This is a genomic window from Pseudoduganella rhizocola (genome assembly GCF_045984285.3).
Classification (GTDB): Bacteria; Pseudomonadota; Gammaproteobacteria; order Burkholderiales; family Burkholderiaceae_D; genus Rugamonas.
Map to the genome: position 1 here is coordinate 214141 of NZ_JBJQIK030000004.1, position 23926 is coordinate 238066.

Below are 23926 nucleotides of genomic sequence, written 5' to 3' on the forward strand. Positions count from 1 at the left end.
GCCAGGCCCCTTCTGTCGCAGGCTCAACGGCATCGCGTGGATGAGACCGCGACAAGAGGGGCCTGGCCCCATGGTGTCGCGGACTGGGCTATAGGGAGGCGGCGAGGGTGGCGCCTTCCTTGATGGCGCGCTTGGCGTCGAGCTCCGATGCGAGGGCGGCGCCGCCGATTTTGTGGTACTTCGCGGCACTCACTTCGCCTTCGGCGGGCATCAGCTCCGCCAGGCTGTCCTGGCCCGCGCAGATGATCACGTTGTCCACTGCCAGCAGCCGCTCTTCGCCATCCACCAGGATATGCAGGCCCTGGTCGTCGATGCGCCTGTACTGCACGCCCGCCATCATCACTACCCCGTTCCGTGCGAGGACGGCGCGGTGCACCCAGCCCGTCGTCTTGCCCAGCCCCGCACCGGGTTTGCTGGTCTTGCGCTGCAGGAGGTAGAGCTGCCGCACCGGATCGGACGGCACCGGCGGCACCAGGCCGCCGCCTGTCTTCGCGTGCAGGTCCACACCCCATTCCGCCGTCCAGTGGTCGATCGACAGCGGCAGCGCCAGCGAGGGGTCGTGCAGCAGGTATTCGGCAACGTCGAAGCCGATGCCGCCCGCGCCGATGATGGCTACGCGCTTGCCCACCGGTTTCTTGTGCTGCAGCACGTCGAGGTAGCTCAGCACCTTCGGGTGGTCCACACCCTCAATCACCGGCTTGCGCACGCGGATGCCGGTGGCCACGATGACGTGGTCGTAGCCGCCTGCGTTCAGCTCTTCGCGCGTGACGCGCTTGTTCAGCTGCTGCTTCACGCCCGTGAGTTCGAGCTGGCGGCCGAAGTAGCGGATGGTTTCCGCGAATTCTTCCTTGCCGGGGATCTGCATCGCAATGCGGAACTGGCCGCCCACGCTATCGCTGGAGTCGAACAGCGTAACGTCGTGGCCGCGCTGTGCCGCCACGGTGGCGGCGGACAGCCCTGCCGGGCCCGCGCCAACCACCGCGACGCGCAGCTTCGCAGCGGCCGGGGTATAGGCCAGTTCCGTTTCATGGCAGGCGCGCGGGTTGACCAGGCAGCTGGCGCGCTTGTTGGCAAAGGTGTGGTCCAGGCAGGCCTGGTTGCAGCCGATGCAGGTGTTGATTTCGTCCGTGCGCCCTTCGGCGGCCTTGCGCACGAAGTCGGCATCGGCAAGGAAGGGCCGCGCCATCGATACCATGTCGGCATCGCCGCGGCGCAGGATCGCTTCCGCCTCGCCCGGCATATTGATGCGGTTCGATGCCACGACCGGAATCGTGACCTCGCGGCGAAGGCGGCCCGCCACTTCGGCGAAGGTGGCGCGCGGCACCGAGGTGACGATGGTGGGCACGCGCGCCTCATGCCAGCCGATGCCGGTGTTGAGTATCGTTGCCCCGGCCTGCTGCAGGGCCTTCGCTACTGCCACCACTTCGTCCCAGGTATTGCCGCCTTCCACAAGGTCCAGCAGGGAGTGGCGGTACATGATGATGAACTCCGGCCCGACCGCTGCGCGGATGCGCGACACAATCTCCACCGGCAGCCGCATGCGGTTCTCGATGCTGCCGCCCCAGCGGTCCGTGCGCAGGTTGGTGCGGGCGCACAGGAACTGGTTCAGCAGGTAGCCTTCGCTGCCCATCACTTCCACGCCGTCGTAGCCCGCCTTCTTCGCCAGCTTCGCACAGCGTACGTAGGCGCCGATGGTGGACTGGATGCCGCGTTCCGTCAGCGCGCGTGGCTTGAAGGGAGAGATGGGTGACTTGCGTTCGGATGCCGATACCACCAGCGGCTGGTAGCCATAGCGCCCCGCATGAAGGATCTGCATGAGGATCTTGCCGCCCTCCTCGTGCACCGCCTGCGTTACCTTGCGATGGTTGAACACGTCCCCAAAAAAATTCATGGTGCCGCCGAAGGGCAGCAGCCACCCTTGCCGGTTGGGCGAGATACCGCCGGTCACAATCAGCCCTGCCCCGCCGCGCGCCCGTTCGCGGTAAAAGGCGGCCAGCTTGCCGTAGTTGTAGAAGCGATCCTCTAATCCCGTATGCATCGAGCCCATGATGACGCGGTTGCGCAGGGTGGTGAAGCCAAGATCAAGCGGGGCAAGGAGGTGTGGGTAGGTAGTCATATTCTTGTAATGGTTTCCGCTTTGTGCGTTGACTAACGGTGATCGCGTATTGCGCTTGTATTCTGCCACCAGTTACCTTACGCTGGAAGGATGAAGCGATTTCTGCTGTGTTTGATGTTCGGTCTTGTTGCGCCGGTGTCTGTGCTTGCGCAGGGATCGCGCGCCGACACGCCAAAGCTGCAGGTGGAAGTCAAGCGTGAGACCCAGGACTCGCTGACGCTCTATATCGTGGATGCCAGCGGCGTGGTACAGGCGCCCCTGCCCACCGTCTGGCGCACCCTCACCGGCTACGACCGGATGGAGGAATTCGTGCCGGACCTGATCTCCTGCCGTGTGCTGTCCCGCAATGGCAATGAGGTCATCATCGAGCAGTTCGGCAATGCGCGCCTGCTCTTCGTGTCGAAGTCCATCCACCTCATTGTGCGCGCGACGGAGCAGCCCATGTCCTCCATCGATATCTCGCTGATCTCGGGGGACATGAAGCATTATGAGTCACGCTGGGAGCTGATTCCGATGCCGGAAACCGGCGGCACGCGCATTATCTACAGCGGCAAGATGGCGCCCAACTTCTATGTGCCCGGCCTGTTGGGCACCAATATCATCCGCGGCGATATCGAACGCATGATGAATGCGGTGCTGGCGCGCATCGACAAACCTGCCGCCGCCGGCAACCGCCAGGCCATCAACTGATTACGAGGGGCGGTAGTCGCGCCCGCGCAGTTCCGCGAAGTTTTCCAGGCTGCCGATACGGATCACCACGGGGTTCATGGAAGCGGAACTCTGCATGGAACGCCAGGCGAACTGCCACTCCTTCTCCATCGCATCGCCAGAACCTTTGGTAAACGCCGCGCCCAGGGCGGCGCGCACGCCATATTCCACGGCGCCGTCAATGCCGGCCCAGTTGGGCAGGGTGCGCTGCACGGCACGGTGAATGCGCTCGCCGAATTCCTCGGTGTTGTGGATAACGAGACAGGAATCCGCACCGAAGTGGTCGAACAGTTCAGTATCCCAGGCACGCGAGAAGCTCAGCGTGAGGAAGGCGCCGGCGGGACGCAGCACGAACTGCCCCTGGCTCAGGGCCAGTTCAAGTTCGCTGCGCGGGCCGTAGCGGTGCAGGGTTGGGGGGCGTTTGTAGTCGTGCATGATGCTTAATTTTCCGGGCGGGGCTGGCGCACGTGGCGGTGGCTGCGCATCCAGGAGGACGCGATGAAGATCTCGCGCAGCAGGAAGCCGAAGCTGCCGATCAGGGCGAAGACGCCTGCCACGAACAGGCCAGCAATGTATTTGTCGAGGGTGACGTTGGTGGTGTCACCGATGAAGAGCAGCGCAATCACCAGGCAGATGAACAGGCCCGTGGCCGTGGACAGGGTGATCGAGTAGTTGATCAGGTGCGAGCGGCGATACAGCACGTCCAGCTCGTTCAGGTAGTTGTCGTTGTAGGCGACGTCGAGGCGGTCTTCCAGCGTGCGCGAACGGTCGATGATCCGCGCGAGCCGGTTGATCAGCACCATCAGGTTGGTGCAAACGCCAGTCAGCAGGAAGACTGGCGCAATCGCCAGTTGAATAATGTGGCCGATATCGCCAAGCTGAATGTTCATGAATCGTTTATATAATTATTTACCCCAGGCCATCAGTGTAGCAGGCCCGCCGCGCCTTACTCGAAACGATTGAGGCGCTTGAACTGCTCCGTTGCGTTGACCAGGGCGCGGCTGATTCCCACCTCCATTGCGCCATGCCCAGCGTCCGGAATCATCTTGATGACGGAGTCCGGCCAGCGCTTGTGCAGGCGCCATGCAGTGAAGGGCGGGCAGATCACGTCGTAGCGGCCCTGCACGATCACGCACGGCAGGTGGGCGATGCGGTCCAGGTCACGCAGCAGCTGGTCGTCTTCGAAGAAACCCAGATTGGCCATGTAGTGCGCTTCCAGCCGGCCGACGCCGAGGTCCAGCGTGTCCGAGGGCAGTTCTTCCGGCTGCGGCAGCAGGAACACGCGGCGGCCTTCGAAGCGGCTCCAAGCGCGCACCGCCGGCCAGTGCACGGCCGGATCGTCGTCCATGATGCGCTTGTAGTAGGCCTGCAGCAGGTCATTGCGCTCTTCCGGCGGAATCGGCGCCGCGAACTCTTCGTGAATCTCGGGGTGGAACCATTGGGCGCCATCCATGAACCAGTCGATTTCCAGCGCCGTGCAGAGGAAGATCCCGCGCAGCACGAAGCCAAGGCAGCGTTCTGGATGCGCTTCGCCGTAGGCCAGCGCCAGCGTGGAGCCCCAGGAGCCGCCGAAAACCAGCCATTTCTCGATGCCGAAGTGCTCACGCAGGCGTTCGATGTCCTGGATCAGCAGCTGGGTGGTGTTGTTGCGCGTATCGCCGAGCGGGGTCGATTTGCCCGCGCCGCGCTGGTCGAACAGGATCACGCGGTAGTGCTGCGGGTCGAAGAAGCGGCGGTGCTGCGGCGAGAGGCCTGCACCGGGGCCGCCATGCAGGAAGATGACAGGCTGGCCTTCCGGATTACCCACCTCTTCCCAGTAGATGGTGTGCACATCGTCCACCGGCATCATGCCGTGGCGCAGCGGGGTAATGGGCGGGAACATGTGGTTCAGCGGTTCTGGCATGGCAGTCCTCTCGGCGTGAAGCCCAGATTGTAACGGTTTCAGAAGAAGGTATTGACGGCGCCGGTAACGCGGTAGCTGTCGTCCACCACCAGCATCAGCGGCCATTTGTCGAAGGTGGTGCATGGATGGGAGATGCCGCAGCCCACCAGGTCGCCCACTTTTACGTCAAATCCTTCCGGCAGGCGCAGGTAGGCATGCTGGTCGTTCATCTTGAAGATTTCAGCCTGCCGCGGAATGGCCTCCGGTGCGGCGGCGCCTTCGCGCTGCACCAGCAGCGGGTGCGGCAGGCCGAGATCGTGCGACGCATCGCGTTTGCCCATCGAGAGAATGGCAAGGTTGGGTTCGGGGCGCGACAGCACCACGCTCCACACCTCCAGCGCCGGCAGCAGGCCCCCCGGCGGCGCTTCCCGTTCGCGCCGGCTCAGCTCCTGCGTGTGTTCGTAGTAGTGGCCGTGGTCATTGGTCAGGTAGCAGCCGCTGCGCAGGATCGGCAACACGGGGCGCGACAGGCCGCCAATACCCGCAAAGCCGCGCGCCACCAGGTCGAAGTGCGAAGAGCCGCCGGCGGAGATGATGATCTGGCTGCCGCCGAACAGGCCTTCACCGTCCGCCTGGCGCAGCAGCTCCGTCATCTGCCGGATGAAACCATTCACCAGTGTCACGCTGCCTTCGCGGTCATCGCTGGTCAGCACGCCTTCGTAGCCTTCGATGCCTGCCAGCTGCAGGCCGGGTGCGGCGGCGATGGCGCGCGCCACGTCCAGCACTTCCTCGCGCGTGCGGCACCCGGCGCGCTTGCCGGATGCGCCCTGCTCCACCAGCAGCGGCAAGGGCCGCTGCAAGCCGCTGGCCTGCACGGCACGCGACAGGCGCTGCACGCCTTCCACCGAATCGGCCAGTGCAAAGAACTCGAACTGCGGCTTGTCCTTCATGAGCTGCAGCACGGCGCGGATATCGGCCGGGCCGGCCAGCTCGTTCGCCAGCAGCACGCGCTGCACGCCGTAGCGCGCGGCGACCTGCACCTGCGGAATTGTCGCCAGCGTAATGCCCCAGGCGCCGTTCGCCAGCTGCGCGCCGAACAGCTGGGGGCTCATGGTGGTTTTGCCATGCGGCGAGAGGGCTACCTTGAAGTGCTCGCAGAAGCGGCGCATCCAGTCCAGGTTATGTTCGAGCGCGGACTGGCGCAGCAGCGCGACTGGATAGCTGGTGTCGCCGCGCAGCACATTCCAGCCCTGCAGTGCAATCGCCCCCTGCTTCAGCGGCGCGGTGATCGGCAAGCCCTTCACGCCGGGCAGCAAGGTCTGGTCATCGAGGCCGGCGAGCGGCAGGCCGCCGTTTGGCAAAATGTTCATGCGTGTTCCCTGGTGTGCGCCTTGAGCGCGTGGCCCATGGCGTCGAGATTGGCGCTGCGCAGCAGGCCGTAGTTATAGAAAGCGAAATCGCGAATACCCAGCGCGGCCAGTCCGGCCAGCGCCTGCGGCAGCTGTGCGCCATCACCAAGGTCCGGAGGGCCGGGACGAAGAATGGCGCGCACGCGGCTTGCAGCATCGCTGCCGCCCACGCGGCGCAGCGTATCGAAAGCATCGGCCAGCACGCGCGCGGCATCGGGCTCGTAGAACGGGACTTCAATGAAATCCGCCGCACGTGCCAGCGCGGCGAGATCGCTGCCTTCGATCCAGCTTTGCGCGGTCGGCCGCTGCGTGGTGGGAATGACGGACAGCGCCACCTCGCGCGGCAGCGCTGCGCGGATGGCGGCCACCAGCTCCGTCACGCGCGACTGGCGCATGCGCACATAGGCGGCCAGTTCGTCGTCTTCGAGCAGGTCTGCCGCCAGCCAGGCCTCGGCCTGCGTGCCCTGCGCGTCAACCGGCGCGTGCAGGTAAGCGCGCACACGGCCGCCGATCCGCGCCTGAAGGCCTGCACCGTCGATGCCCGCATCGCGGGCGCCCGCCTTGCAGGCATCGCAGAAACACAGGCCCAGCATGGTGTCCAGCCACACATTGCTGCGCAGCTGGGCGAATTCATGGTGATAGCCGTGCGCGTACGGCAGCCAGCCCGGCGTTTCGAGCACCAGCGACTGGACGCCCTGCGCACCCGCATCCAGCGCCAGCGTGAGCGCATAGCGGAATACCTCGGGATGCGAAGGGCAGAGCGAATAGACATAGCCGTCGCCGAAGGCATTGCGCACGGTGCATTCCGGGTGCAGGCTGCCAAGCCGGGTGTTATGCAGCAGCACAGTCCACGCGTGCACGGCCAGCCGGCCATCGCGCGCCAGCTCCGAAAACACACGGCGCAGGGCCGGATCGGAATGGGGCGCAGGCTTCAGCGTTCCGTATTCGCGCGAAGGTTCGAAGTAGCTGACGCCGTCTTCCGGGAACACCACGCGGGCGGCTTGCGGACGCAGGAATTTGCCTGCATGGTAGGCGGCAGCCAGCGTTACGCCATTCAGGCCGCGCTCCAGCGCCTCGCCGGCAAACGCGTCCACGCCGCGCTCGGCGACGTCCCAGGGATAAGCGTAGATGGAGCGGCTGCAGCCATTCACGCGCGCCTCCTTTGTGGTTGGAATGGGCACGACTATAAACGAAAAAGCCCGCGCCCCATAAGGGACGCGGGCTTTGCCTGTTGCGGGAAGGCTGTCAGGACATGTGCTGGCCGCCGTTGATGGCGATATTGGCGCCGGTAACGAAAGCTGCTTCGTCCGACGACAGGTAGGCCACCAGGCCCGCCACTTCGTCCGGCTTGCCGAGGCGGCCCATCGGAATCTGCGGCAGGATCTTCGAATCCAGCACTTCCTGCGGGATCTCCGTCACCATCTTGGTGCCGATATAGCCCGGCGAAATGGTGTTCACTGTCACGCCCTTGCGCGCCACTTCCAGCGCCAGCGCCTTGGTGAAACCATGCACGCCTGCTTTCGCAGCCGAGTAGTTGGTCTGGCCGAAGGCGCCCTTCTGGCCGTTCACCGACGAGATATTGATGATGCGGCCCCAGCCCCGCTCCACCATGCCATCCGCTACCGGCTTGGTCATGTTGAATACGGAATCCAGGTTGGTGCGCATCACCGCGTCCCAGTTCACCTTGTCCATCTTCTTGAAGGTCATGTCGCGGGTGATGCCGGCATTATTCACCAGCACATCCACCGGCCCCATGTCCTTCGTGATCGTTGCCACGCAGGCCTGCGCCGACTCATAGTCGGACACATCGCATGGGTAGGCGCGGAACTTGTAACCCTGTTCCTTCATTTGCGCCAGCCATGCCTCTGCCTTGGTATTCGATGGGGAGTACGTGGTAACTACATCGTAGCCCAGGGCATGCATCTTGATGCAGATCGCCTCGCCCAGACCACCCATACCGCCTGTTACTAGTGCTACTCGTGCCATTTTGTCTTCCCCTTATTATTGGTGCGTTCTACCGAAACAACTGAAAGCTCTTACTCCCTTTCTACTGCCAGCGCCACGCCCATGCCGCCGCCGATGCACAGCGAGGCCAGGCCTTTCTTCGCGTCGCGGCGCGCCATCTCGTGCAGCAGCGTCACCAGGATACGCGCGCCGGAAGCGCCGATCGGGTGGCCGATGGCGATGGCGCCACCGTTAACGTTGATCTTGCTGGTATCCCAGCCCATTTCGCGGTTGACGGCGCAAGCCTGCGCTGCAAACGCTTCGTTGATCTCCATGAGGTCCAGCTGCTCGGGCGTCCAGCCGGCCTTCTTCAGGCACAGGCGGCTGGCCGATACCGGGCCCATGCCCATGATGGCCGGGTCCAGGCCGGAGGAAGCGTAGGCCGCGATGCGCGCCATCGGCTTCAGGCCGAGCTGCTTGGCCATCGAGGCGGACATCATCATCACTGCCGCTGCGCCGTCATTGATGCCGGAGGCATTGCCGGCGGTGACGCTTCCGTCTTTCGAGAACGCAGGACGCAGGCCCGCCAGCGCATCCAGCGTGGAACCGGCCTTGATGTATTCGTCGCTGTCGAACACGATGCTGCCTTTTTTCTGCACGATTTCGAAAGGCAGGATCTCGTCCTTGAACTTGCCCGCCTTCTGCGCCGCTTCGGCCTTCTGCTGCGAGGCCAGGGCGAATTCGTCCTGCTGGCTGCGCGACACGTCGTACTGCTTGGCCACGTTCTCGGCGGTGATGCCCATGTGGTACTGGTTGTACACGTCCCACAGGCCGTCCACGATCATCGTGTCCGTCATCTTGATGTCGCCCATGCGGAAGCCGTCGCGCGAGCCGTTCAGCACGTGCGGCGCGGCGCTCATGTTTTCCTGGCCGCCGGCGATGATGATGTTGGCGTCGCCGCACTTGATGGCCTGCGCCGCCAGGTGGGTGGCTTTCAGGCCGCTACCGCACACCTTGTTGATGGTGTAAGCCGGGATGGTATTGGGCAGGCCTGCCTTGATGACGGCCTGGCGTGCCGGATTCTGGCCCACGCCGGCGGTCAGCACCTGGCCCAGGATGGCTTCATTGATCAGGTTTGGATCGATGCCGGTTTGCGCGATCAGACCTTTGATCACGTGCGCGCCCAGTTCGGACGCTGGAATTTTGGCCAGGCTGCCGCCAAATTTGCCGACCGCGGTACGGGCCGCGGCAACGATAACTACATCATCCATGTAACTCTCCGGTGGTTAAATCAAATGCGGTTCCGATCCATTCTAACGAAGTAAGCAGCCCGGAGCCAGCGCCGGTTCTACTGCGCTGGCGCAAAGGTTTTCCATAGTAAGGAGCTCAGACGCAATAGTATTTGAGCTGGATCAAGCCTGTCGCTATTTTGCAGAAATGGTAACTGCTTGTCACGACAATAACTTGATACCGTCCAGCGATGCCGCGCACTGCTCGCGTATCACTTTGACGAAGTCCGCCACATAGGCTTTCTGGCGCAGGGACTCGGGCACGGAGACGAAGAGATCGCTCCACAGGCCCTGTTCCCCGATGGGGCGTGCGATCACATAGTCGTAATCGACGTAGTTCTTGATGGCCCAGTTGGGCAGCGCGGCCACGCCGCGGCGGCTGGCCACCAGCTGCAGGATGGCTACCGTGAGCTCGGCCGTGCGGCGCTGGAACTGCACGCCTGCGGGCCGCAGCAGCTCGCGGATCAGGTCGATGCGCTCTTCCGGCACGGGATAGGTGATCAGGGTCTCGCCCTCGAAATCGGCGGCGCTGAGCCGGCGCTGCGACTGCAGGCGGTGCTTCTGCGCCATCACCGTCAGTATCTCGAAGCGGAACAGCGGGAAGGTGGCATAGCCGGCGCGGTAGTCGGAACCGATCACCAGGTCGGCGGCGCCGCTGCGCAGCAGTTCCAGCGGCTCGCTGTGGAAGCCGGAAACCAGGTCGATCTCCACATCCGGCCAGCGTTTGCGGAATTCATCCATCACCGGCATCAGCCAGTCGAAACAGGTATGGCATTCAAGCGCCACGCGCAGCTGGCCCTGGTCGCCCTGCGTCAGCCGCGCCACGTCGCGCTCGGCCTGCTCGATTTCCGGCAGCAGGGTATCGGCCAGCCGCAGCAGCCGGGCGCCGGTAGCCGTAAAGCCGATCGGCATCGATTTTCGCTCAAAAAGCGGCCCGCCGTAGCGATCTTCCAGCAATTTGATCTGGTGCGACAGGGCCGACTGGGTCAGGTTGAGCAATTGGGCGGCGCGGACCAGGCTGCCGGCGGAGCGCAAGGCAGCAAGCGTGCGCAGATGGCGGATTTCGAGCATATGGATGGGTTAAAGATGAATGATTTTCATATTGATCCGCAAAATCTTTCGTTTTTATTATAGACCGGATTGTTGCACACTCTACTTCACCAATATTTACTGAGCGTGACAACAACATGAATTCCATCCATACCCATATTCCCGGCTATCCGCGCGTCGGCGCCGCCCGCGAACTGAAGTTCGCCCTCGAAAAGCACTGGAAGGGCGAGTTGAGCGAAGTTGAGCTGGAAAACACCGGCCGCGCCCTGCGCGAACGCCACTGGGCGGAGCAGCGTGCCGCCGGGCTCGATTTCGTGACCGTCGGCGACTTCGCCTTCTACGACCATGTTGCGAACCACATGCAGCTGCTGGGCTGCGAACCGGCCCGTTTCGAATTCCACCCGGATGCCTCGCCGCTGGCGCGCTACTTCGATATGGCGCGCGGCGCCACCGCCTGCCGCTGTGGCCAGGCCCACGGCGACGGCCATGCGCTGGAAATGACCAAATGGTTCGACACCAACTACCACTACCTTGTGCCGGAGTTCACGGCAGCGACGCAGTTCGCCCTGTCCAGCGAGCACCTGTTCGATGAGGTGGCGGAGGCGCAGGCGCTGGGCCATCGCGTGAAAGCCGTGCTGCTTGGCCCGCTAAGCTTCCTCTGGCTGGGCAAGGAGCGCGACGATTCGGCGCGGCTCGCGCTGCTGGAGCGCCTGCTGCCGGTGTATGGCGCCATCCTCGCGCGGCTGAAGGAAGCGGGGGTGGAATGGGTGCAGATCGACGAGCCGATTCTCGGCCTGGACCTGCCGTCCGAATGGCGCAACGCCTTCGAAACCAGCTACTGGCAGCTGAACCAGGCCGGCGCACAGCTGCTGCTGGCCACCTACTTCTCGCCGCTGGAAGAAAACCTCGGCCTGGCCTGCCGCCTGCCGGTCGCGGGCCTGCACGTGGACGGCGTGCGCGCAGCGCATGAACTGGCGAGCGTGGCGGACTGGCTGCCTGCGCACAAGGTGCTGTCGGTAGGCGTGGTGGACGGCCGCAATATCTGGCGTACGGACCTCGATGCGGCGCTGGCGCGCATCCAGCCGCTGCTCGACAAGCGCCGCGGCGCGCTGTGGCTGTCGTCCTCCTGCTCGCTGCTGCACGTGCCCTACACGCTGGCGCCGGAAACGGCGCTGGATGCTGAGGTGCGCAACTGGCTGGCCTTCGCCGCCGAAAAGCTGGGCGAGCTGCAAACCCTGAAGCTCGCCCTCACCCAGCCGGAAGCGGCCGCCCCCGCGCTGCTGGCCTCCCGCAGCGCGATCGCCGGCCGCCGTGGCAGTCCGCGTGTGCACAAAGCCGCCGTCGCCGAACGCCTGGCCGCCACGGCGCAGGATGCCAACGCCGACCGCCGCGCCTCGCCCTTCGGGCAGCGCCAGCGCATCCAGCAGCAGCGCCTGCAGCTGCCGGCCTACCCGACCACCACTATCGGCTCCTTCCCGCAGACGCCGGCCATCCGCGGCGCCCGCGCGGCGTGGCGGCGCGGCGAACTGGCCGATGAGCGTTACGAGGCCGCGATGCGCGCCGAGATCGAAGACGCCATCCGCCGCCAGGAGGCGCTGGGCCTGGACGTGCTGGTGCACGGCGAAGCGGAGCGCAACGATATGGTGGAATACTTCGGCGAACAGCTGGAAGGCTTCGTGTTCACGGCGCAGGGCTGGGTGCAGTCCTATGGTTCGCGCTGCGTGAAACCGCCGATCATCTTCGGCGACGTGGAGCGCCCGCAGCCGATGACGGTGCAGTGGGCAGCCTATGCCCAAAGCCTCAGCAGCAAGCCGGTGAAAGGCATGCTGACCGGCCCCGTCACCATCCTGCAATGGTCCTTCGTGCGCGACGACCAGCCGCGCGCCGACACCACGCTGCAGATTGCGCTTGCCATCCGCGACGAAGTGCGCGACCTCGAAGCGGCGGGCATCGCCATCATCCAGATCGATGAACCGGCAGTACGCGAAGGCCTGCCGCTGCGCCGCAGCCGCTGGAACGAATACCTGGACTGGGCCACGCGCGCCTTCCGCGTCTCAGCCGGCGTGGCGCGCGACGGCACGCAGATCCACACCCATATGTGCTACGCGGAGTTCAACGACATCCTGCCGCAGATTGCGGCGATGGATGCGGACGTCATCACCATCGAAACCAGCCGTTCCGCGATGGAGCTGCTGAAAGGCTTCGGCGCCTTCCGCTATCCGAACGAGATCGGGCCGGGCGTCTACGACATCCATTCGCCACGGGTACCGGACACCGCCAGCATCGTCGCCTTGCTGCAGAAGGCCAGCGCCGTGATTCCCGCCGAAAGGCTGTGGGTCAACCCTGATTGCGGCCTGAAGACGCGCGGCTGGCCGGAAACCGAGGCGGCACTGCGCAATATGGTCAGCGCCGCGCATGTGTTGCGCAGCGAAACCACGGCGAGAGGGTGATGCAGCAAGCCGTGAACTTGCAAAAATGTTAAAATAAGGGATACACCCCTAACATTCCCAGCATGCCGCCACAGGACCGCCCCTCCCAAGCAGTCAAACTCAGCGGCCTGCTCTTCCTGTACTGGGGATATATCGGCGTGACATCGCCTTTTACCAGCCTGTTTTTTGCCGCGCGCGGCATGAGCCCGGGCCAGATCGCCATTCTCATGTCGCTGGCACAGCTGGCCCGCATCGCCGCCCCTTACGGCTGGGGTTACCTTGGGGACCGTTTGGCGGCGCGGGCACTGGTTTTGCGGTGCACGGCACTGGCGCTCTTCGTCGCCTACATCGGCATCTTGCTCGGCAATAGTTTTGCCGGTTTCTTTGTTGCCGCGGCGCTGGTGCATCTGTTCGCCAGTGCGCAGCGCCCGCTTTCGGAAGCGCTGCTGGTCAGCGGACTGCGGGGCGATATGGGCCGCTACGGGCGCCTGCGCCTGTGGGGGCCGCTGGGCTATGCGGCGCTCGCCCTGGCCAGCGGGGCGCTGCTCGATGCGGCCGGCATCCTGCTGATGCCCTGGATTACGCTGGCCTTGCTGGCCGCCCATGCGCTCACCAGCCTGGGCCTGCGCGAGCCGCAAGCGGCGATTGCACCGGCGGCGCCTGCCGCCATCGGCACACTGCTGCGCCTGCCGGCACTGCAGGCCTTTCTCGGATCGGCCTTCCTGATGCTGATGGCGCATGCGGCGCTGCAGGTCTTCTATTCGCTCTACCTGGCCAGCCTCGGCTACAGCAAAACGCAGATCGGCATGCTGTGGGCGATCGGCACCCTGAGCGAGGTTGGCATGTACTTCGTGGCAGGGCAGGCGCTGCGCAAGCTGGGGGCGCAGCGCCTGCTGCTGCTGGTGCATGCGGTGGCGGTGCTGCGCTTCCTGATGATCGCATTCGGGGCGCATTCGCTGGCCGCACTGGTGGCGGCGCAACTGCTGCAATCGGCCAGCGTGGCGGCGCACCAGACGTCCGTCATCACCATCCTGCAGCGCTGGTTCAGCGGTCCCTCGCAGGCGCGCGGGCAGGCTTTGCTGATCAGCGTGTCATATGGCCTGGGGGGCGCCACCGGCGCCCTTGGTCTGGGCTGGGTCTACGCCGCAAGCGGCCCGCGCACCATGTTCTGCGCCGCGGCGGCATGCGTGGCAGCGGGCGGCCTGGCGGCCCTGCTTAGCGCGCGCTTGACAGCACGGCCTGATGCCGGAACTCCTGCGGGCTGAGGCCGAAAGCGCGGCGGAAAGCGCGCGTGAAGTCGCTGGCCGAACCAAAACCAAGGCCGAGGGCAATATCCTTGATGGCCAGGTCGGGAAAGCGCACTATCTCATCCGCAGCGGCGCGCAGGCGCCGCTGCCGCGCATAAGCCTGCAAGCCGCCCTCCTGCTCGAACATGCGGTACAGGGTAGCGCGCGACACCGGCAGGCCGGCCGCCACCTGTTCCAGCTGCATGTCGGGCGCATGCACATTGCGCTCGATGCGGCGCCGCGCCTCACCGAAAGCGGCGGCGCGCACGGCGGCCCGCGCACTGCCGGCGAGCCGCGCTTCCTTGCCGAATGCCGCCGCCAGCAGCCCGCATGCGATTTTTATCCGCGGCAGCGCCTCAGCCTCGGTGAGCGCGGGCAGATCATGATTGAGTGCGAGCAGATGCTGCACCAGCAGGTGCGTCGACGGTGAGCGGTCCTCGAGTACGCGCCCATGCAGCGCTTCCGCATCGGGCAAATAGCTGGCCAGCACCTCCCGCTCCACAAACAGGCTGATCACGCGGCCGCCCAGGCGGCGATGGCGGAATGGTTGATTGAGATCGATTGCAAGGATGCTGGCGCGCCCGCCGCCGCCGGCGCCGCGGGTGCGCAGCGCCAGCACTTCCCCCGGATCACTCTCCGGGAACAGCTGGAAGGTGAACGCGCGCAGGCTGTCAGTCGAGATGCGGGGCAGGTTGCGCTCCAGGTCGATGCGGCCGGTGCGGCAATCCGTCACCACAAAGCCGGCCACCACGGTCCGGCGAATCTCACCGGAGAAATCCTGCAGCGCGGCATCGCGTTCCAGCACCACGTCCACCACATGCCCCACCCGTTCGCGCCAGGCGAGCAGGGGCTGGGCCAAGCCCGCGACATCAAAGCGCTCCTGGCCAAGCAGTACGGCTGGCAATAGGGAATGGGGAGTGATCTGCATAAAAATTGGGCGAGAAGCTGGATTATGGCCGCAGAGGCACTTCGGCGCTGAGGTTTTTGTGCTTCAGGTAACAATAATTTCCACTTTGTTCACAAATTGAGACAGGCGGTCAAGTCAGCTTGCGACAGGACAAGACAATTTGGGGATTGAGGCAGCGCAGTCTGTCCCGTTTCCTAACATTCCTGATGGAGCACTTCATGAGTACCACTAGCACTTCGGCCAGCGCCACTTTCGTTGAACAACTTTACGCCCGCTTCCTGCACCGTTCGGCCGACGCCGCGGGCGTCCAATACTGGGCCGGCGAAATCGACAGCGGCGCGCGCAACGCCGCCGAAGTCGCCGCCGAATTCTTCCACAGCACCGAATTCCAGCACGTAGTGGACCCGGTGGTCCGCCTGTATTTCACGGCATTCGGCCGCATTCCGGACGCCGACGGCGTCGAATACTGGGCCAAGGCGGTACAACAGGGCATGAGCATCAGCCAGGTAGTCCAGCATTTCGGCAATGACGCCGAGTTCAAGTCCCTGTACGGCACGGTGAGCGACGCCGCCTTCCTGGACAACCTGTACCAGAACGCCTTCGGCCGCGCCGCCGATGCCACCGGCAAGCAGTTCTTCCTGGACCAGCTGGCGCACGGCGGCAGCCGCGCTGATGTGGTGCTGCAGTTCTCCAGCTCCGCCGAGATGTACCACGTGCGCGGCGGCGCCGTGAAAGCAGTGGAACAATTCATTGCCGTGAACGATGCGGCACCGACCGCTGCCCAGCTGCAAAGCGCACTGGCGACGGTAGATCCGGTTGCACTGCTGACCAAGCTGTATGGCGCGGCCGGCTACCACGGGGCCGAAGTGCCGGGCCTGAGCACCTCGGGCGTGGCAGTCGATGGCTACATCAAGGGCGCTACGGTCACCATGACCATCCACGAAACGGTCAACGGCGTGGAAACCACCCGCACCGTGACCCGCATTACCGACGACAAGGGCAATTTCGACTTCGGCGATGAAGCCGGCTTCGGCAACCTCACCATGACCGGCGGCACCGACATCGCCACCGGCGCGCCGGTCAACGGCACCTATACCGCCATGGCAGGCGCCACCGTCATCAATCCGCTGACCACGCTGGTGCAGGCCCTGGTGAACCAGGGCCAGGCTGCCGCGGCAGCCGAAACGCTGGTGAAGACCAAGCTGGGCCTGAATGCAGCGCTCGACCTGAACAACTTCGACGCGATTGCCGCCGCCACCGCAAGCGGCGCCAGCACTGACGCGCAAGCGGCCGCGCTGAAAGCGCAGGCCGTTCTGGCTCAGGTCAATACCCTGATGGGACAGGTTGGCGCGGCCTTGTCCGGCGTGGGCGTGGAAGGCGGCGCCAACGGCGGCGCGAATGCCGCCGTGGATGCGCTGGCCACCCTGCTGACCAAGGATGGCAATGTCGACCTGGGCGCAGCCGCGACCGCCACCGAACTGCTGAAAGACGCAGCAACGCAGGCGCAGGCCACTATGGCCCAAAGCGCCGCAATCGGCCTGATCGCCGACAACGCGGGCGCCGCGATCGCCAACCTGAACAAGGCCATTACAGATGCGGCCAACGCCAGCGGCACTGCGCTGGAAAACCTGATCAAGATCGTCACCGTGCAGGTGGCGGCCGAGAACATCGAGCAGCAGATGAGCAGCGGCGCGCAGGCGGGCAATGTCACCGGCGCGCTGAACAACACCACGGGCAGCGGCCTCAACAACTCACTCGACAATGCCGGCACCCAGATCGGTGACGTGGACGGCAACGGCGCAGGCGACTACACGCCGCCCGCCCCCGATCCGGAACCGCCAACTCCGCCAGCACCTGCATTCCGTGCCACCCTGAGCAACGGCGTGCTCAGCTTCAGCGGCACGGCCACCGGCGACATCACGATGCGCGCCCTGACGGACGGCAAAGTGGTGTTCGCACGCGGCGGCGTGGAAGACACCACCCATCCTGTGGCGCTGTATGGCAACCCGCTGAAACTGAACCTGGCCACCGGCCAGCAGCTGAAGCTGACCCACGAGCAGACCTATTCCCTGGACATGGCCCAGGTTGAGGCCACCGGCGCCGGCAAGATCGTGCTGGCGCTCGACTACTTCGGCGGCTCCTCCACTGCGCCTGTGCTCAGCCGCCTGCAGCCAAGCTCGATCCTGCTCGATGGCAGCGGTGAAGGCGGATCCCTCTATGGCGATTCGGGCATCCCGCTCAGCACGTCGATTGTGATGCAAAATGATGCATACCTGTACGGCAATGTGGAAGGCTTGTCCGGCCGGCGCATCAGCGGCGACGGCACCGTCGAACTGTCAGCGGAAGGGACTTTGCTGGGCGATTTCAGCGGCATCAGCACCAGCCTGGCCTTCACCGGCTACTACAGCGACGTGTCGCTGGCCGCCGGTTTCCATGCCGATAGCTACCAGTTCTATGCCCATAACACGCTGACGGCCGCCCAGGCGCATGGCAGCACCATGACGGCTGTGGAAGGCAGCTTCGAACTCAATATCCTGGGTTCGAGCGGCGCCCAGACCATCGATGCGAGCCACGCTGAGGCCAGCTATATCGAAGGCGGCGCGGGCGCTGACAAGATCAAGCTCGGCGCCGGCGACGACCGGATTGGGGTGGCTTTTGCCGGCACCGGCGAAGCCCTGACGCAGGAAATCACCTTCTCGGGAACTTACTCCGCAGGCGACGAGATCTATATCTCGGCCGGCGATCTCGAAATGACTTATACGGTCAAGGCAGCGGACCTGGCCGGCCCGGGCGCCCTGGCGACCAGTGTCAGCGCGGCGATCAACAGCAGTGTGGTCGGCCTCGCCGTGACCGCTAGCCGTGACGGCAGCGGGATCAAGCTTGTTGGCAACGAAACCAGCAAGGACATGTCGGCTTACGTGGATGTCAGCCCCGCCAACGACAAGCAGACCGATACCATCAAGCTGGGTGGACGGTATGAAGAAGGCGACAAGATCCACGTGGTGGACACCGCACTGGGCCTCGACTTCGTGTTCACGGTAGAAAGCTATGATGTGGGCTCATACGGATCGCTGTACGGTACCCAGGACGCCCTCAACCATATCTCGGAAAGCCTGGTCTACGCAATCAATGATGAACTGAACCAGAATGTCCGGAGGTCCGCAGATACCGCCACGTATGTCGACGGCAAGATCGTGATCGGGTATGACGGCGGCCCGCATACACTCACCCTCACTGCCGAGAATGGCACGACGGCAGCCGCCGTTGCGGGCGTATGGACCACGCAGCAGAGCGAAGTACACCTGGGTGATGCACTCCGGTTCGCTTATCAGCCGCAAAACGGACCTCAGCGCAGCATGGACTATGTGGTGACGGCCGAGGACATGACCGGTAATGCTGTCGGCAATGTGGCCGCCAAGATAGCCCAGCTGCTGGCCGGCGCAAGCAGCGACCTGGGCGCACCGTTGTTCAGCGCCAGCGCCGATGTGGACGGCCTGATCACGATCACGGCCTTGCATGGCGGCGCGACCAATAGCTTCTACTTCTCGCTCGAGAATTCCACCACCAGTACCTACAGTGGCGTCAACTATGTTGCCCACCCGGAAAACGCGACGGGCCAGGACAACACGCAAGCCATTGCAAGCCATACCGTAAGCAACGTTGTGGAGTCCAGCGGCACGCCGGGCATCGAGGTGGAGATCATCCAGCGGGCTACAGCGGGCGTGGAATCGAGCCTGGCGGCACGCGACATCATTGATGGCCTCGACTTCGCGCACGACGAGCTGGCCATTTACACTGCGGACTACCAGCTGCGATCGGTGAGCAGTTTCACGCGCGTTGCCGATATCGCCTCCAGCGATACGCTCGAAACCTCACTGCAGACGGCGTTCGCCGGTATTGCTGCACGTAGCGCCGGCGTGCTTGTCATCAGCACCGGCGATGCCGCCGGTACCTACCTGTACGTGAACGATGGAACGGCGGCCTTCAGCGCCACCGATGACATCTTCATTGAGCTCACCGGCGCGACGGGACTGGGCGCAGTGGGCGACCTCGGCACCGGCTTCTTCTACACGCTTCAGTAAGCTCCGGCCCGCCCCTCCGCAGGCTCCCCATTCTGCTGTTTTCACAGTAGAATGCGGGAGCCTGCGCCCGTTTGAGGCTGCTTCTGCCTGCCAAATCCATGTCCAATAGCCTGTTCAAGAAACCTGTAGAAATCAAGATTTCCACTGTGGTCGCCGTGTCGGCGATCCTGCGTACCGCCGACGGCGATGCCGTTGAAGCGGCCCTGAAGCAGATGACCGGCGGCGTCGAAGACTTTTTCGAGGGCGACCTGGCGGTGATCGACGTAGGCGACATGAACCGCGGCTGCGGCCAGATCGACTGGCTGGCCACCATCGCCCTGCTCAAGAAATTCAATCTCAACCCGGTGGCGGTGCGCAATGCCACGCCGGACATGATCGGCGAGATCCAGAAACACGGCCTGTCGCTGGACAGCGGCAAGCGGGATGATGCGCCTGCGGCAGCCGCCGCGGCGCCAGTCCCGGCACCCGCTCCGGCCCCGGCTCCCGCCGCCGCCCCTTCCGCACCGGCCTTCGCAGGCACCATGATCATCGACACCCCGGTGCGCGCCGGCCAGCGCATCTACGCGCGCGGCGCCGACCTGGTGGTGATGGCCATGGTAAACAACGGCGCCGAAATCATTGCCGACGGCAGCATCCACGTGTACGGCGCGCTGAACGGCCGCGCGCTGGCCGGCGCCTCCGGCGACGCGCGCTCGCGCATTTTTGCGCAGTCCATGTCGCCCGAACTGGTGTCGATTGCGGGGGTGTACCGCACCTTCGAAGACGGCTTCCCCGCTGAGCAAGCACGACAGCCCGCACAAATCAGGCTGCTTGGCGACCGCTTGGAGATACAATCTATCAATTCAGCAACCCGCGCCTGATCCCAGGACGCACAGCTCACACTGAAAAGGATCCTTCGTGGCAAGAATTATTGTTGTAACTTCCGGTAAGGGCGGAGTCGGCAAAACGACCTCCAGCGCCAGCTTCTCCAGCGGCCTTGCACTGCGCGGCCACAAGACCGTGGTGATCGACTTTGACGTCGGCCTGCGTAACCTGGACCTGATCATGGGTTGCGAACGCCGCGTGGTGTACGACCTGATCAATGTGATCAACAAGGAAGCCACGTTGAACCAGGCGCTGATCAAGGACAAGCACACGGACAACCTCTACATCCTGCCGGCGTCGCAGACGCGCGACAAGGATGCGCTGAGCGAAGATGGCGTGGAAGAAGTGCTGGCCGAGCTGATCAAGATGGGCTTCGACTTCATCGTCTGCGACTCGCCGGCCGGCATCGAACATGGCGCGCTGATGGCGCTGACCTTCGCCGACGAAGCGCTGATCGTGACCAATCCGGAAGTATCGTCGGTGCGCGATTCGGACCGCATCCTGGGCATCATCCAGGCCAAGTCGCGCCGTGCGCAGTCGGGCGGCGAACCGGTGAAGGAACACCTGCTGATCACCCGTTACTCGCCGAAGCGCGTGGAAGCGGGCGAGATGCTGTCGTATACGGACGTGCAGGAAATCCTGCGCATTCCGCTGATTGGCGTGATTCCGGAATCGGAACAGGTGCTGCATGCCTCGAACCAGGGCAATCCGGCGATTCACTTCAAGGGCACCGATGTGGCAGAAGCCTATGAGGACGTGATTGCGCGCTTCCTGGGTGATGCAGAGCGTCCGCTGCGCTTCATCGACTACGAGAAGCCCGGCCTGCTGAAGCGCATTTTTGGAGCAAAATAAATGGCACTGCTCGACTTTCTGTTCCAGAACAAGCCCAAGACGGCCACGGCCGCCAAGGAACGCCTGCAGGTGATCATCGCGCGCGAGCGCAATGGCCGCGCGGGCCCGGACTTCCTGCCGGCGCTGCACAAGGAGCTGATCGAAGTGATCTCCAAATACACGAAAGTGAATGCGGACGACATCAAGATCTCGCTCGACCGCCAGGGCAACCTCGAAGTCCTCGACGTCAACGTCGTCCTCCCCGACGCCTGATCGTCGTCCCCGCGAAGGCGGGGACCCAGGGCGCTGCGTTAGCTCCCCTGGGCTCCCGCCTTCGCGGGAGCGACGGCGGCAAGGAGTTCGCCGGCGACGCGGGCGCAGGCGTCTACGTGCTGGTAGCCGATCTGGCGGAAGGCGAAGAAGCCGATTGCCGCCGAGGCCGCCTGGCCCGCCAGCGGCACCACCTTCGTCGCCTGCTTCGCCAGCAGTTTCATGCCGCTGCGCTGCAGCAGCCGCAGCACCAGTTCCTTTGTCACCAGTTTGCCGACCAGCATGCCGCCGACGCCGATCGCCGCTTCATACGCGATCAGCCGGTATTTGGGGTGCAGGCGGTCGATCTGTTCCGGCGTCAGGCCGAATTCGCGGTTGACGTCATCGATCAGCTGGGTGAACAACCGTAGGTCCGATACCACATCCATGCCGGGAATCGGAATCGCCGCCATGCCCGCCGATACAGTCGCGCGCCGCCGCACCAGGCGCCGGCAGCGCTCTCTTGCCGCAGCTATTTCCTGCTGGCTGGCAGGCATCACCGTCCAGTCATCGGCCACGATTCGATCCCCTGTAAGAGTTGCCAAATGTAAATCCCCATTGAAAAGGGGGGTTAACCAGTGTACCGTGTAATCGCAAGACAGCTTCGCACTGCTACGAAGTGTAGTGCTTGACAGAAATAATTGGTTTATTTAGAAACTTTTCTTGTAAATCTCTGTTATATTCCTGTGACCATGCCTTAACTTCGCGTTACAGACCTTTTTATCTCATGAGAATCGTAGTCCTTGATCACGACCGTACCCAGACCGATCTGATCAGCCAGGTGCTGACGTCGGCCGGGCACGTCTGCCACGGTTTCCAGACCGCCAAGGATCTGCTCGCGCAACTGCGCAAGGACAACTACGACATGCTCATCATGGATTGGCAGGTCGACGGCATGTCGGCTGCCGAACTGATGCGCAAAGCGCGCGAACGCCTGACCGAAAAAGCCCCGGTGATGTTCATGACAACCAGCTCGGGCGAGGACGATATCGTGGCCGGCCTGGATGCCGGCGCCGACGACTACATGATCAAGCCGCTGCGCCGCAGCGAGATGGTGGCGCGCGTGCAGGCCCTGCTGCGCCGGGCCTTCCCCAGCCAGAACGGCGCCGAACAGCTGCAATTTGGCCAATACGTCTTCGAAACCCGCCCCGGCCGCCTGCTCATGGATGGCAATGTCCTGGACGTGACGCACAAGGAGTTCTACCTGGCGCTGCTGTTTTTCCGCAACATCGGCCGCCCCCTGTCGCGCGCTTATATCCATGAGGCCGTGTGGATACGCGAAACCGACGTGCCCTCGCGCACCATGGACACCCACGTGTCCCGCGTACGCAACAAACTCCAGCTCAAGCCGGAGAACGGCTTCCGCCTGGTGCCGGTCTACAGCTACGGCTACCGCCTGGAAAAGCTGGGCGCCTGAGACATTCTGTCCCAGGGGCCGCAAAGTCCGGCCCGCCGTAGCACGTTATAATGGGCGGCAACGACTTTATCGAACCCGGAAATGCAGCTTCTTGCCGTCGGCCTCAACCACACCACAGCTCCCGTCGCCCTGCGCGAACGGCTGGCGTTCGCGCCTGAGCAGCTGGGATTGGCCGTTGCCGAAGCGCGCAACTGGTTCCAGCGCCTGGATGGGCGCGGCGGCGACGAAGCGGCCATCCTCTCCACCTGCAACCGCACCGAGCTCTATGCGGCCAGCCATGCCGAGAATCCGCTGGACGCGGGCGCCCATTTCCTGGCCGATTTCCACAAGCTGAATTATGCCGAGCTGCGTCCGCACCTGTACATGCTGCCGCAGCACGACGCCGTGCGCCACACCTTCCGCGTGGCCTCCGGCCTGGACTCGATGGTGCTGGGCGAAACCCAGATCCTGGGCCAGATCAAGGACGCCATCCGCACCGCCGACGAAGCGGGCGGCCTGGGCACCTACCTGCACCAGCTGTTCCAGCGCAGTTTCTCGGTGGCCAAGGAAGTGCGCAGCACCACCGAAATCGGCGCGCACAGCGTATCGATGGCTGCAGCTGCCGTGCGCCTGTCGCAGCGCATCTTCGACAAGCTGGCCGACCAGAACGTGCTCTTTATCGGCGCGGGCGAGATGATCGAGCTGTGCGCCACGCACTTCGCGGCGCAGAACCCGAAATCGATCACCATCGCCAACCGCACCATGGAGCGCGGCGAAGTGCTGGCGCACCGCTTCAACGGCAAGGCCATCCGCCTGGCCGAACTGCAGAACCAGCTGCACCAGTACGACATCGTGATTTCCTGCACCGCCTCCTCGCTGCCGCTGATCGGCCTGGGCATGGTGGAGCGCGCAGTGAAAGCACGGCGCCACAAGCCTATGTTCATGGTGGACCTGGCCGTGCCGCGCGATATCGAGGCCGAAGTGGGCCGCCTGAACGACGTCTTCCTGTACACGGTGGACGACCTGGGCAAGGTGGTGCAGGCCGGTATGGAAAACCGCCAGGCCGCCGTGGCGCAGGCCGAAGCCATTATCGAAACCCGCGTGCAGTCCTTCATGCACTGGATCGACGACCGCGCCGTGGTGCCTGTGATCCAGCACCTGCAGGAGAACGGCGAAGCGATCCGCCTGCTGGAACTGGAGCGCGCGCGCAAGCTGCTGGCGAAGGGCGAGGATATCGAGACGGTGCTGGAAGCGCTGTCCAAAGGCCTCACGGCCAAATTCATGCACGGTCCGCAGCAGGCGCTGCACCGTGCGCAGGGCGACGAGCGCGCCCAGCTGGCCGAACTGCTGCCACAGCTTTACCGCGGCCGCCGTTAGCGGCGCCCTTTCCCGCTGCCGTCCTTTCGTGGCGGCCTTCCCGCATT

The 23926-nt window shown here is 64.3% G+C and carries 20 protein-coding genes; 9 read left to right on the forward strand and 11 right to left on the reverse strand.

Annotated features, from left to right (window positions below; all coding sequences use genetic code 11):
• Positions 1–88: 88 nt before the first annotated feature.
• Positions 89–2116: an oxidoreductase gene (locus ACJRPG_RS11260; RefSeq protein WP_408000173.1), complete on the reverse strand. Its 2028-nt coding sequence runs from the start codon at positions 2114–2116 to the stop codon at positions 89–91.
• Positions 2117–2206: 90 nt separating this feature from the next.
• On the opposite strand from ACJRPG_RS11260, the gene ACJRPG_RS11265 reads away from it, so the two are divergent.
• Complete coding sequence (locus ACJRPG_RS11265; protein ID WP_408000174.1) at positions 2207–2806, forward strand: SRPBCC family protein; 600 nt, start codon at positions 2207–2209, stop codon at positions 2804–2806.
• Here the strand turns inward: ACJRPG_RS11265 and ACJRPG_RS11270 are convergent, their stop codons facing one another.
• From ACJRPG_RS11270 to ACJRPG_RS11305, 8 genes are all read right to left on the reverse strand, one after another.
• Positions 2807–3259: a hypothetical protein gene (locus tag ACJRPG_RS11270; protein WP_408000175.1), complete on the reverse strand. Its 453-nt coding sequence runs from the start codon at positions 3257–3259 to the stop codon at positions 2807–2809. It abuts the gene before it with no gap.
• Positions 3260–3264: 5 nt separating this feature from the next.
• Positions 3265–3714, reverse strand: a complete 450-nt coding sequence (locus ACJRPG_RS11275) for a DUF2721 domain-containing protein (protein WP_408000176.1) — start codon at positions 3712–3714, stop codon at positions 3265–3267.
• A 56-nt stretch (positions 3715–3770) separates the two neighbouring features.
• Positions 3771–4727, reverse strand: a complete 957-nt coding sequence (pip, locus tag ACJRPG_RS11280) for a prolyl aminopeptidase (RefSeq protein ID WP_408000177.1) — start codon at positions 4725–4727, stop codon at positions 3771–3773.
• A gap of 38 nt (positions 4728–4765) precedes the next feature.
• Positions 4766–6076: an amino acid deaminase gene (locus tag ACJRPG_RS11285; protein WP_408000178.1), complete on the reverse strand. Its 1311-nt coding sequence runs from the start codon at positions 6074–6076 to the stop codon at positions 4766–4768.
• The gene (locus ACJRPG_RS11290) at positions 6073–7266 is read right to left on the reverse strand and encodes a hypothetical protein (protein ID WP_408000179.1); all 1194 of its coding nucleotides are present in this window, start codon (positions 7264–7266) and stop codon (positions 6073–6075) included. The genes ACJRPG_RS11285 and ACJRPG_RS11290 overlap by 4 nt, the downstream gene beginning before the upstream one ends.
• A gap of 94 nt (positions 7267–7360) precedes the next feature.
• Positions 7361–8101, reverse strand: coding sequence for an acetoacetyl-CoA reductase (gene phbB / locus ACJRPG_RS11295; RefSeq protein WP_408000180.1), 741 nt, complete (start codon positions 8099–8101; stop codon positions 7361–7363).
• A gap of 50 nt (positions 8102–8151) precedes the next feature.
• Positions 8152–9330 (reverse strand): acetyl-CoA C-acetyltransferase, encoded by a 1179-nt coding sequence (locus ACJRPG_RS11300; RefSeq protein ID WP_408000181.1) that lies wholly within the window; start codon positions 9328–9330, stop codon positions 8152–8154.
• 180 nt (positions 9331–9510) lie between these two features.
• Positions 9511–10419: a LysR family transcriptional regulator gene (locus tag ACJRPG_RS11305; RefSeq protein WP_408000182.1), complete on the reverse strand. Its 909-nt coding sequence runs from the start codon at positions 10417–10419 to the stop codon at positions 9511–9513.
• A gap of 116 nt (positions 10420–10535) precedes the next feature.
• Between ACJRPG_RS11305 and metE the strand changes: the two genes are divergently transcribed.
• Both metE and ACJRPG_RS11315 read left to right on the forward strand, forming a co-directional pair.
• Positions 10536–12848, forward strand: coding sequence for a 5-methyltetrahydropteroyltriglutamate--homocysteine S-methyltransferase (metE, locus tag ACJRPG_RS11310; RefSeq protein ID WP_408000183.1), 2313 nt, complete (start codon positions 10536–10538; stop codon positions 12846–12848).
• Between the two features lie 62 nt (positions 12849–12910).
• Entirely contained in the window at positions 12911–14092 is a 1182-nt protein-coding gene (locus tag ACJRPG_RS11315) for an MFS transporter (protein ID WP_408000184.1), read from the forward strand.
• Here ACJRPG_RS11315 and ACJRPG_RS11320 read toward each other — a convergent pair.
• Positions 14043–14972, reverse strand: coding sequence for a helix-turn-helix domain-containing protein (locus ACJRPG_RS11320; protein WP_408000185.1), 930 nt, complete (start codon positions 14970–14972; stop codon positions 14043–14045). The genes ACJRPG_RS11315 and ACJRPG_RS11320 overlap by 50 nt on opposite strands.
• Positions 14973–15238: 266 nt before the next feature.
• Between ACJRPG_RS11320 and ACJRPG_RS11325 the strand changes: the two genes are divergently transcribed.
• The 4 genes from ACJRPG_RS11325 (at position 15239) to minE (ending at position 21070) form a co-directional block, all read left to right on the forward strand.
• Positions 15239–19102, forward strand: a complete 3864-nt coding sequence (locus ACJRPG_RS11325) for a DUF4214 domain-containing protein (protein ID WP_408000186.1) — start codon at positions 15239–15241, stop codon at positions 19100–19102.
• A gap of 98 nt (positions 19103–19200) precedes the next feature.
• On the forward strand, positions 19201–19962 hold the full coding sequence (gene minC, locus ACJRPG_RS11330) for a septum site-determining protein MinC (RefSeq protein ID WP_408000187.1): 762 nt from the start codon (positions 19201–19203) through the stop codon (positions 19960–19962).
• A 37-nt stretch (positions 19963–19999) separates the two neighbouring features.
• On the forward strand, positions 20000–20818 hold the full coding sequence (gene minD / locus ACJRPG_RS11335) for a septum site-determining protein MinD (protein WP_408000188.1): 819 nt from the start codon (positions 20000–20002) through the stop codon (positions 20816–20818).
• A complete protein-coding gene (gene minE, locus ACJRPG_RS11340) occupies positions 20819–21070 on the forward strand; it encodes a cell division topological specificity factor MinE (RefSeq protein ID WP_408000189.1) in 252 nt (83 codons plus the stop codon).
• A 38-nt stretch (positions 21071–21108) separates the two neighbouring features.
• Here minE and ACJRPG_RS11345 read toward each other — a convergent pair whose 3' ends face one another.
• Positions 21109–21603: a hypothetical protein gene (locus ACJRPG_RS11345; protein ID WP_408000499.1), complete on the reverse strand. Its 495-nt coding sequence runs from the start codon at positions 21601–21603 to the stop codon at positions 21109–21111.
• 230 nt (positions 21604–21833) lie between these two features.
• On the opposite strand from ACJRPG_RS11345, the gene ACJRPG_RS11350 reads away from it, so the two are divergent.
• Together ACJRPG_RS11350 and hemA are read left to right on the forward strand one after the other, a co-directional pair.
• Positions 21834–22523: a response regulator transcription factor gene (locus ACJRPG_RS11350; protein ID WP_408000190.1), complete on the forward strand. Its 690-nt coding sequence runs from the start codon at positions 21834–21836 to the stop codon at positions 22521–22523.
• Positions 22524–22604: 81 nt separating this feature from the next.
• Positions 22605–23879 carry a glutamyl-tRNA reductase gene (gene hemA, locus ACJRPG_RS11355; protein WP_408000191.1) on the forward strand — a complete coding sequence of 425 codons (1275 nt, stop codon included), beginning with the start codon at positions 22605–22607 and terminating at the stop codon, positions 23877–23879.
• Positions 23880–23926 lie beyond the last annotated feature (47 nt).

Coding starts and splice junctions, on each gene's coding strand:
- ACJRPG_RS11275 (WP_408000176.1), bottom strand. CDS start 3,714: ATGAACATTCAGCTTGGCGATATCGGCCACATTATTCAACTGGCGATT.
- ACJRPG_RS11285 (WP_408000178.1), bottom strand. CDS start 6,076: ATGAACATTTTGCCAAACGGCGGCCTGCCGCTCGCCGGCCTCGATGAC.
- ACJRPG_RS11265 (WP_408000174.1), top strand. CDS start 2,207: ATGAAGCGATTTCTGCTGTGTTTGATGTTCGGTCTTGTTGCGCCGGTG.
- metE (WP_408000183.1), top strand. CDS start 10,536: ATGAATTCCATCCATACCCATATTCCCGGCTATCCGCGCGTCGGCGCC.
- ACJRPG_RS11300 (WP_408000181.1), bottom strand. CDS start 9,330: ATGGATGATGTAGTTATCGTTGCCGCGGCCCGTACCGCGGTCGGCAAA.
- minE (WP_408000189.1), top strand. CDS start 20,819: ATGGCACTGCTCGACTTTCTGTTCCAGAACAAGCCCAAGACGGCCACG.
- ACJRPG_RS11315 (WP_408000184.1), top strand. CDS start 12,911: ATGCCGCCACAGGACCGCCCCTCCCAAGCAGTCAAACTCAGCGGCCTG.
- ACJRPG_RS11325 (WP_408000186.1), top strand. CDS start 15,239: ATGAGTACCACTAGCACTTCGGCCAGCGCCACTTTCGTTGAACAACTT.
- ACJRPG_RS11350 (WP_408000190.1), top strand. CDS start 21,834: ATGAGAATCGTAGTCCTTGATCACGACCGTACCCAGACCGATCTGATC.
- minC (WP_408000187.1), top strand. CDS start 19,201: ATGTCCAATAGCCTGTTCAAGAAACCTGTAGAAATCAAGATTTCCACT.
- pip (WP_408000177.1), bottom strand. CDS start 4,727: ATGCCAGAACCGCTGAACCACATGTTCCCGCCCATTACCCCGCTGCGC.
- ACJRPG_RS11260 (WP_408000173.1), bottom strand. CDS start 2,116: ATGACTACCTACCCACACCTCCTTGCCCCGCTTGATCTTGGCTTCACC.
- ACJRPG_RS11345 (WP_408000499.1), bottom strand. CDS start 21,603: ATGCCTGCCAGCCAGCAGGAAATAGCTGCGGCAAGAGAGCGCTGCCGG.
- ACJRPG_RS11270 (WP_408000175.1), bottom strand. CDS start 3,259: ATGCACGACTACAAACGCCCCCCAACCCTGCACCGCTACGGCCCGCGC.
- hemA (WP_408000191.1), top strand. CDS start 22,605: ATGCAGCTTCTTGCCGTCGGCCTCAACCACACCACAGCTCCCGTCGCC.
- phbB (WP_408000180.1), bottom strand. CDS start 8,101: ATGGCACGAGTAGCACTAGTAACAGGCGGTATGGGTGGTCTGGGCGAG.
- ACJRPG_RS11305 (WP_408000182.1), bottom strand. CDS start 10,419: ATGCTCGAAATCCGCCATCTGCGCACGCTTGCTGCCTTGCGCTCCGCC.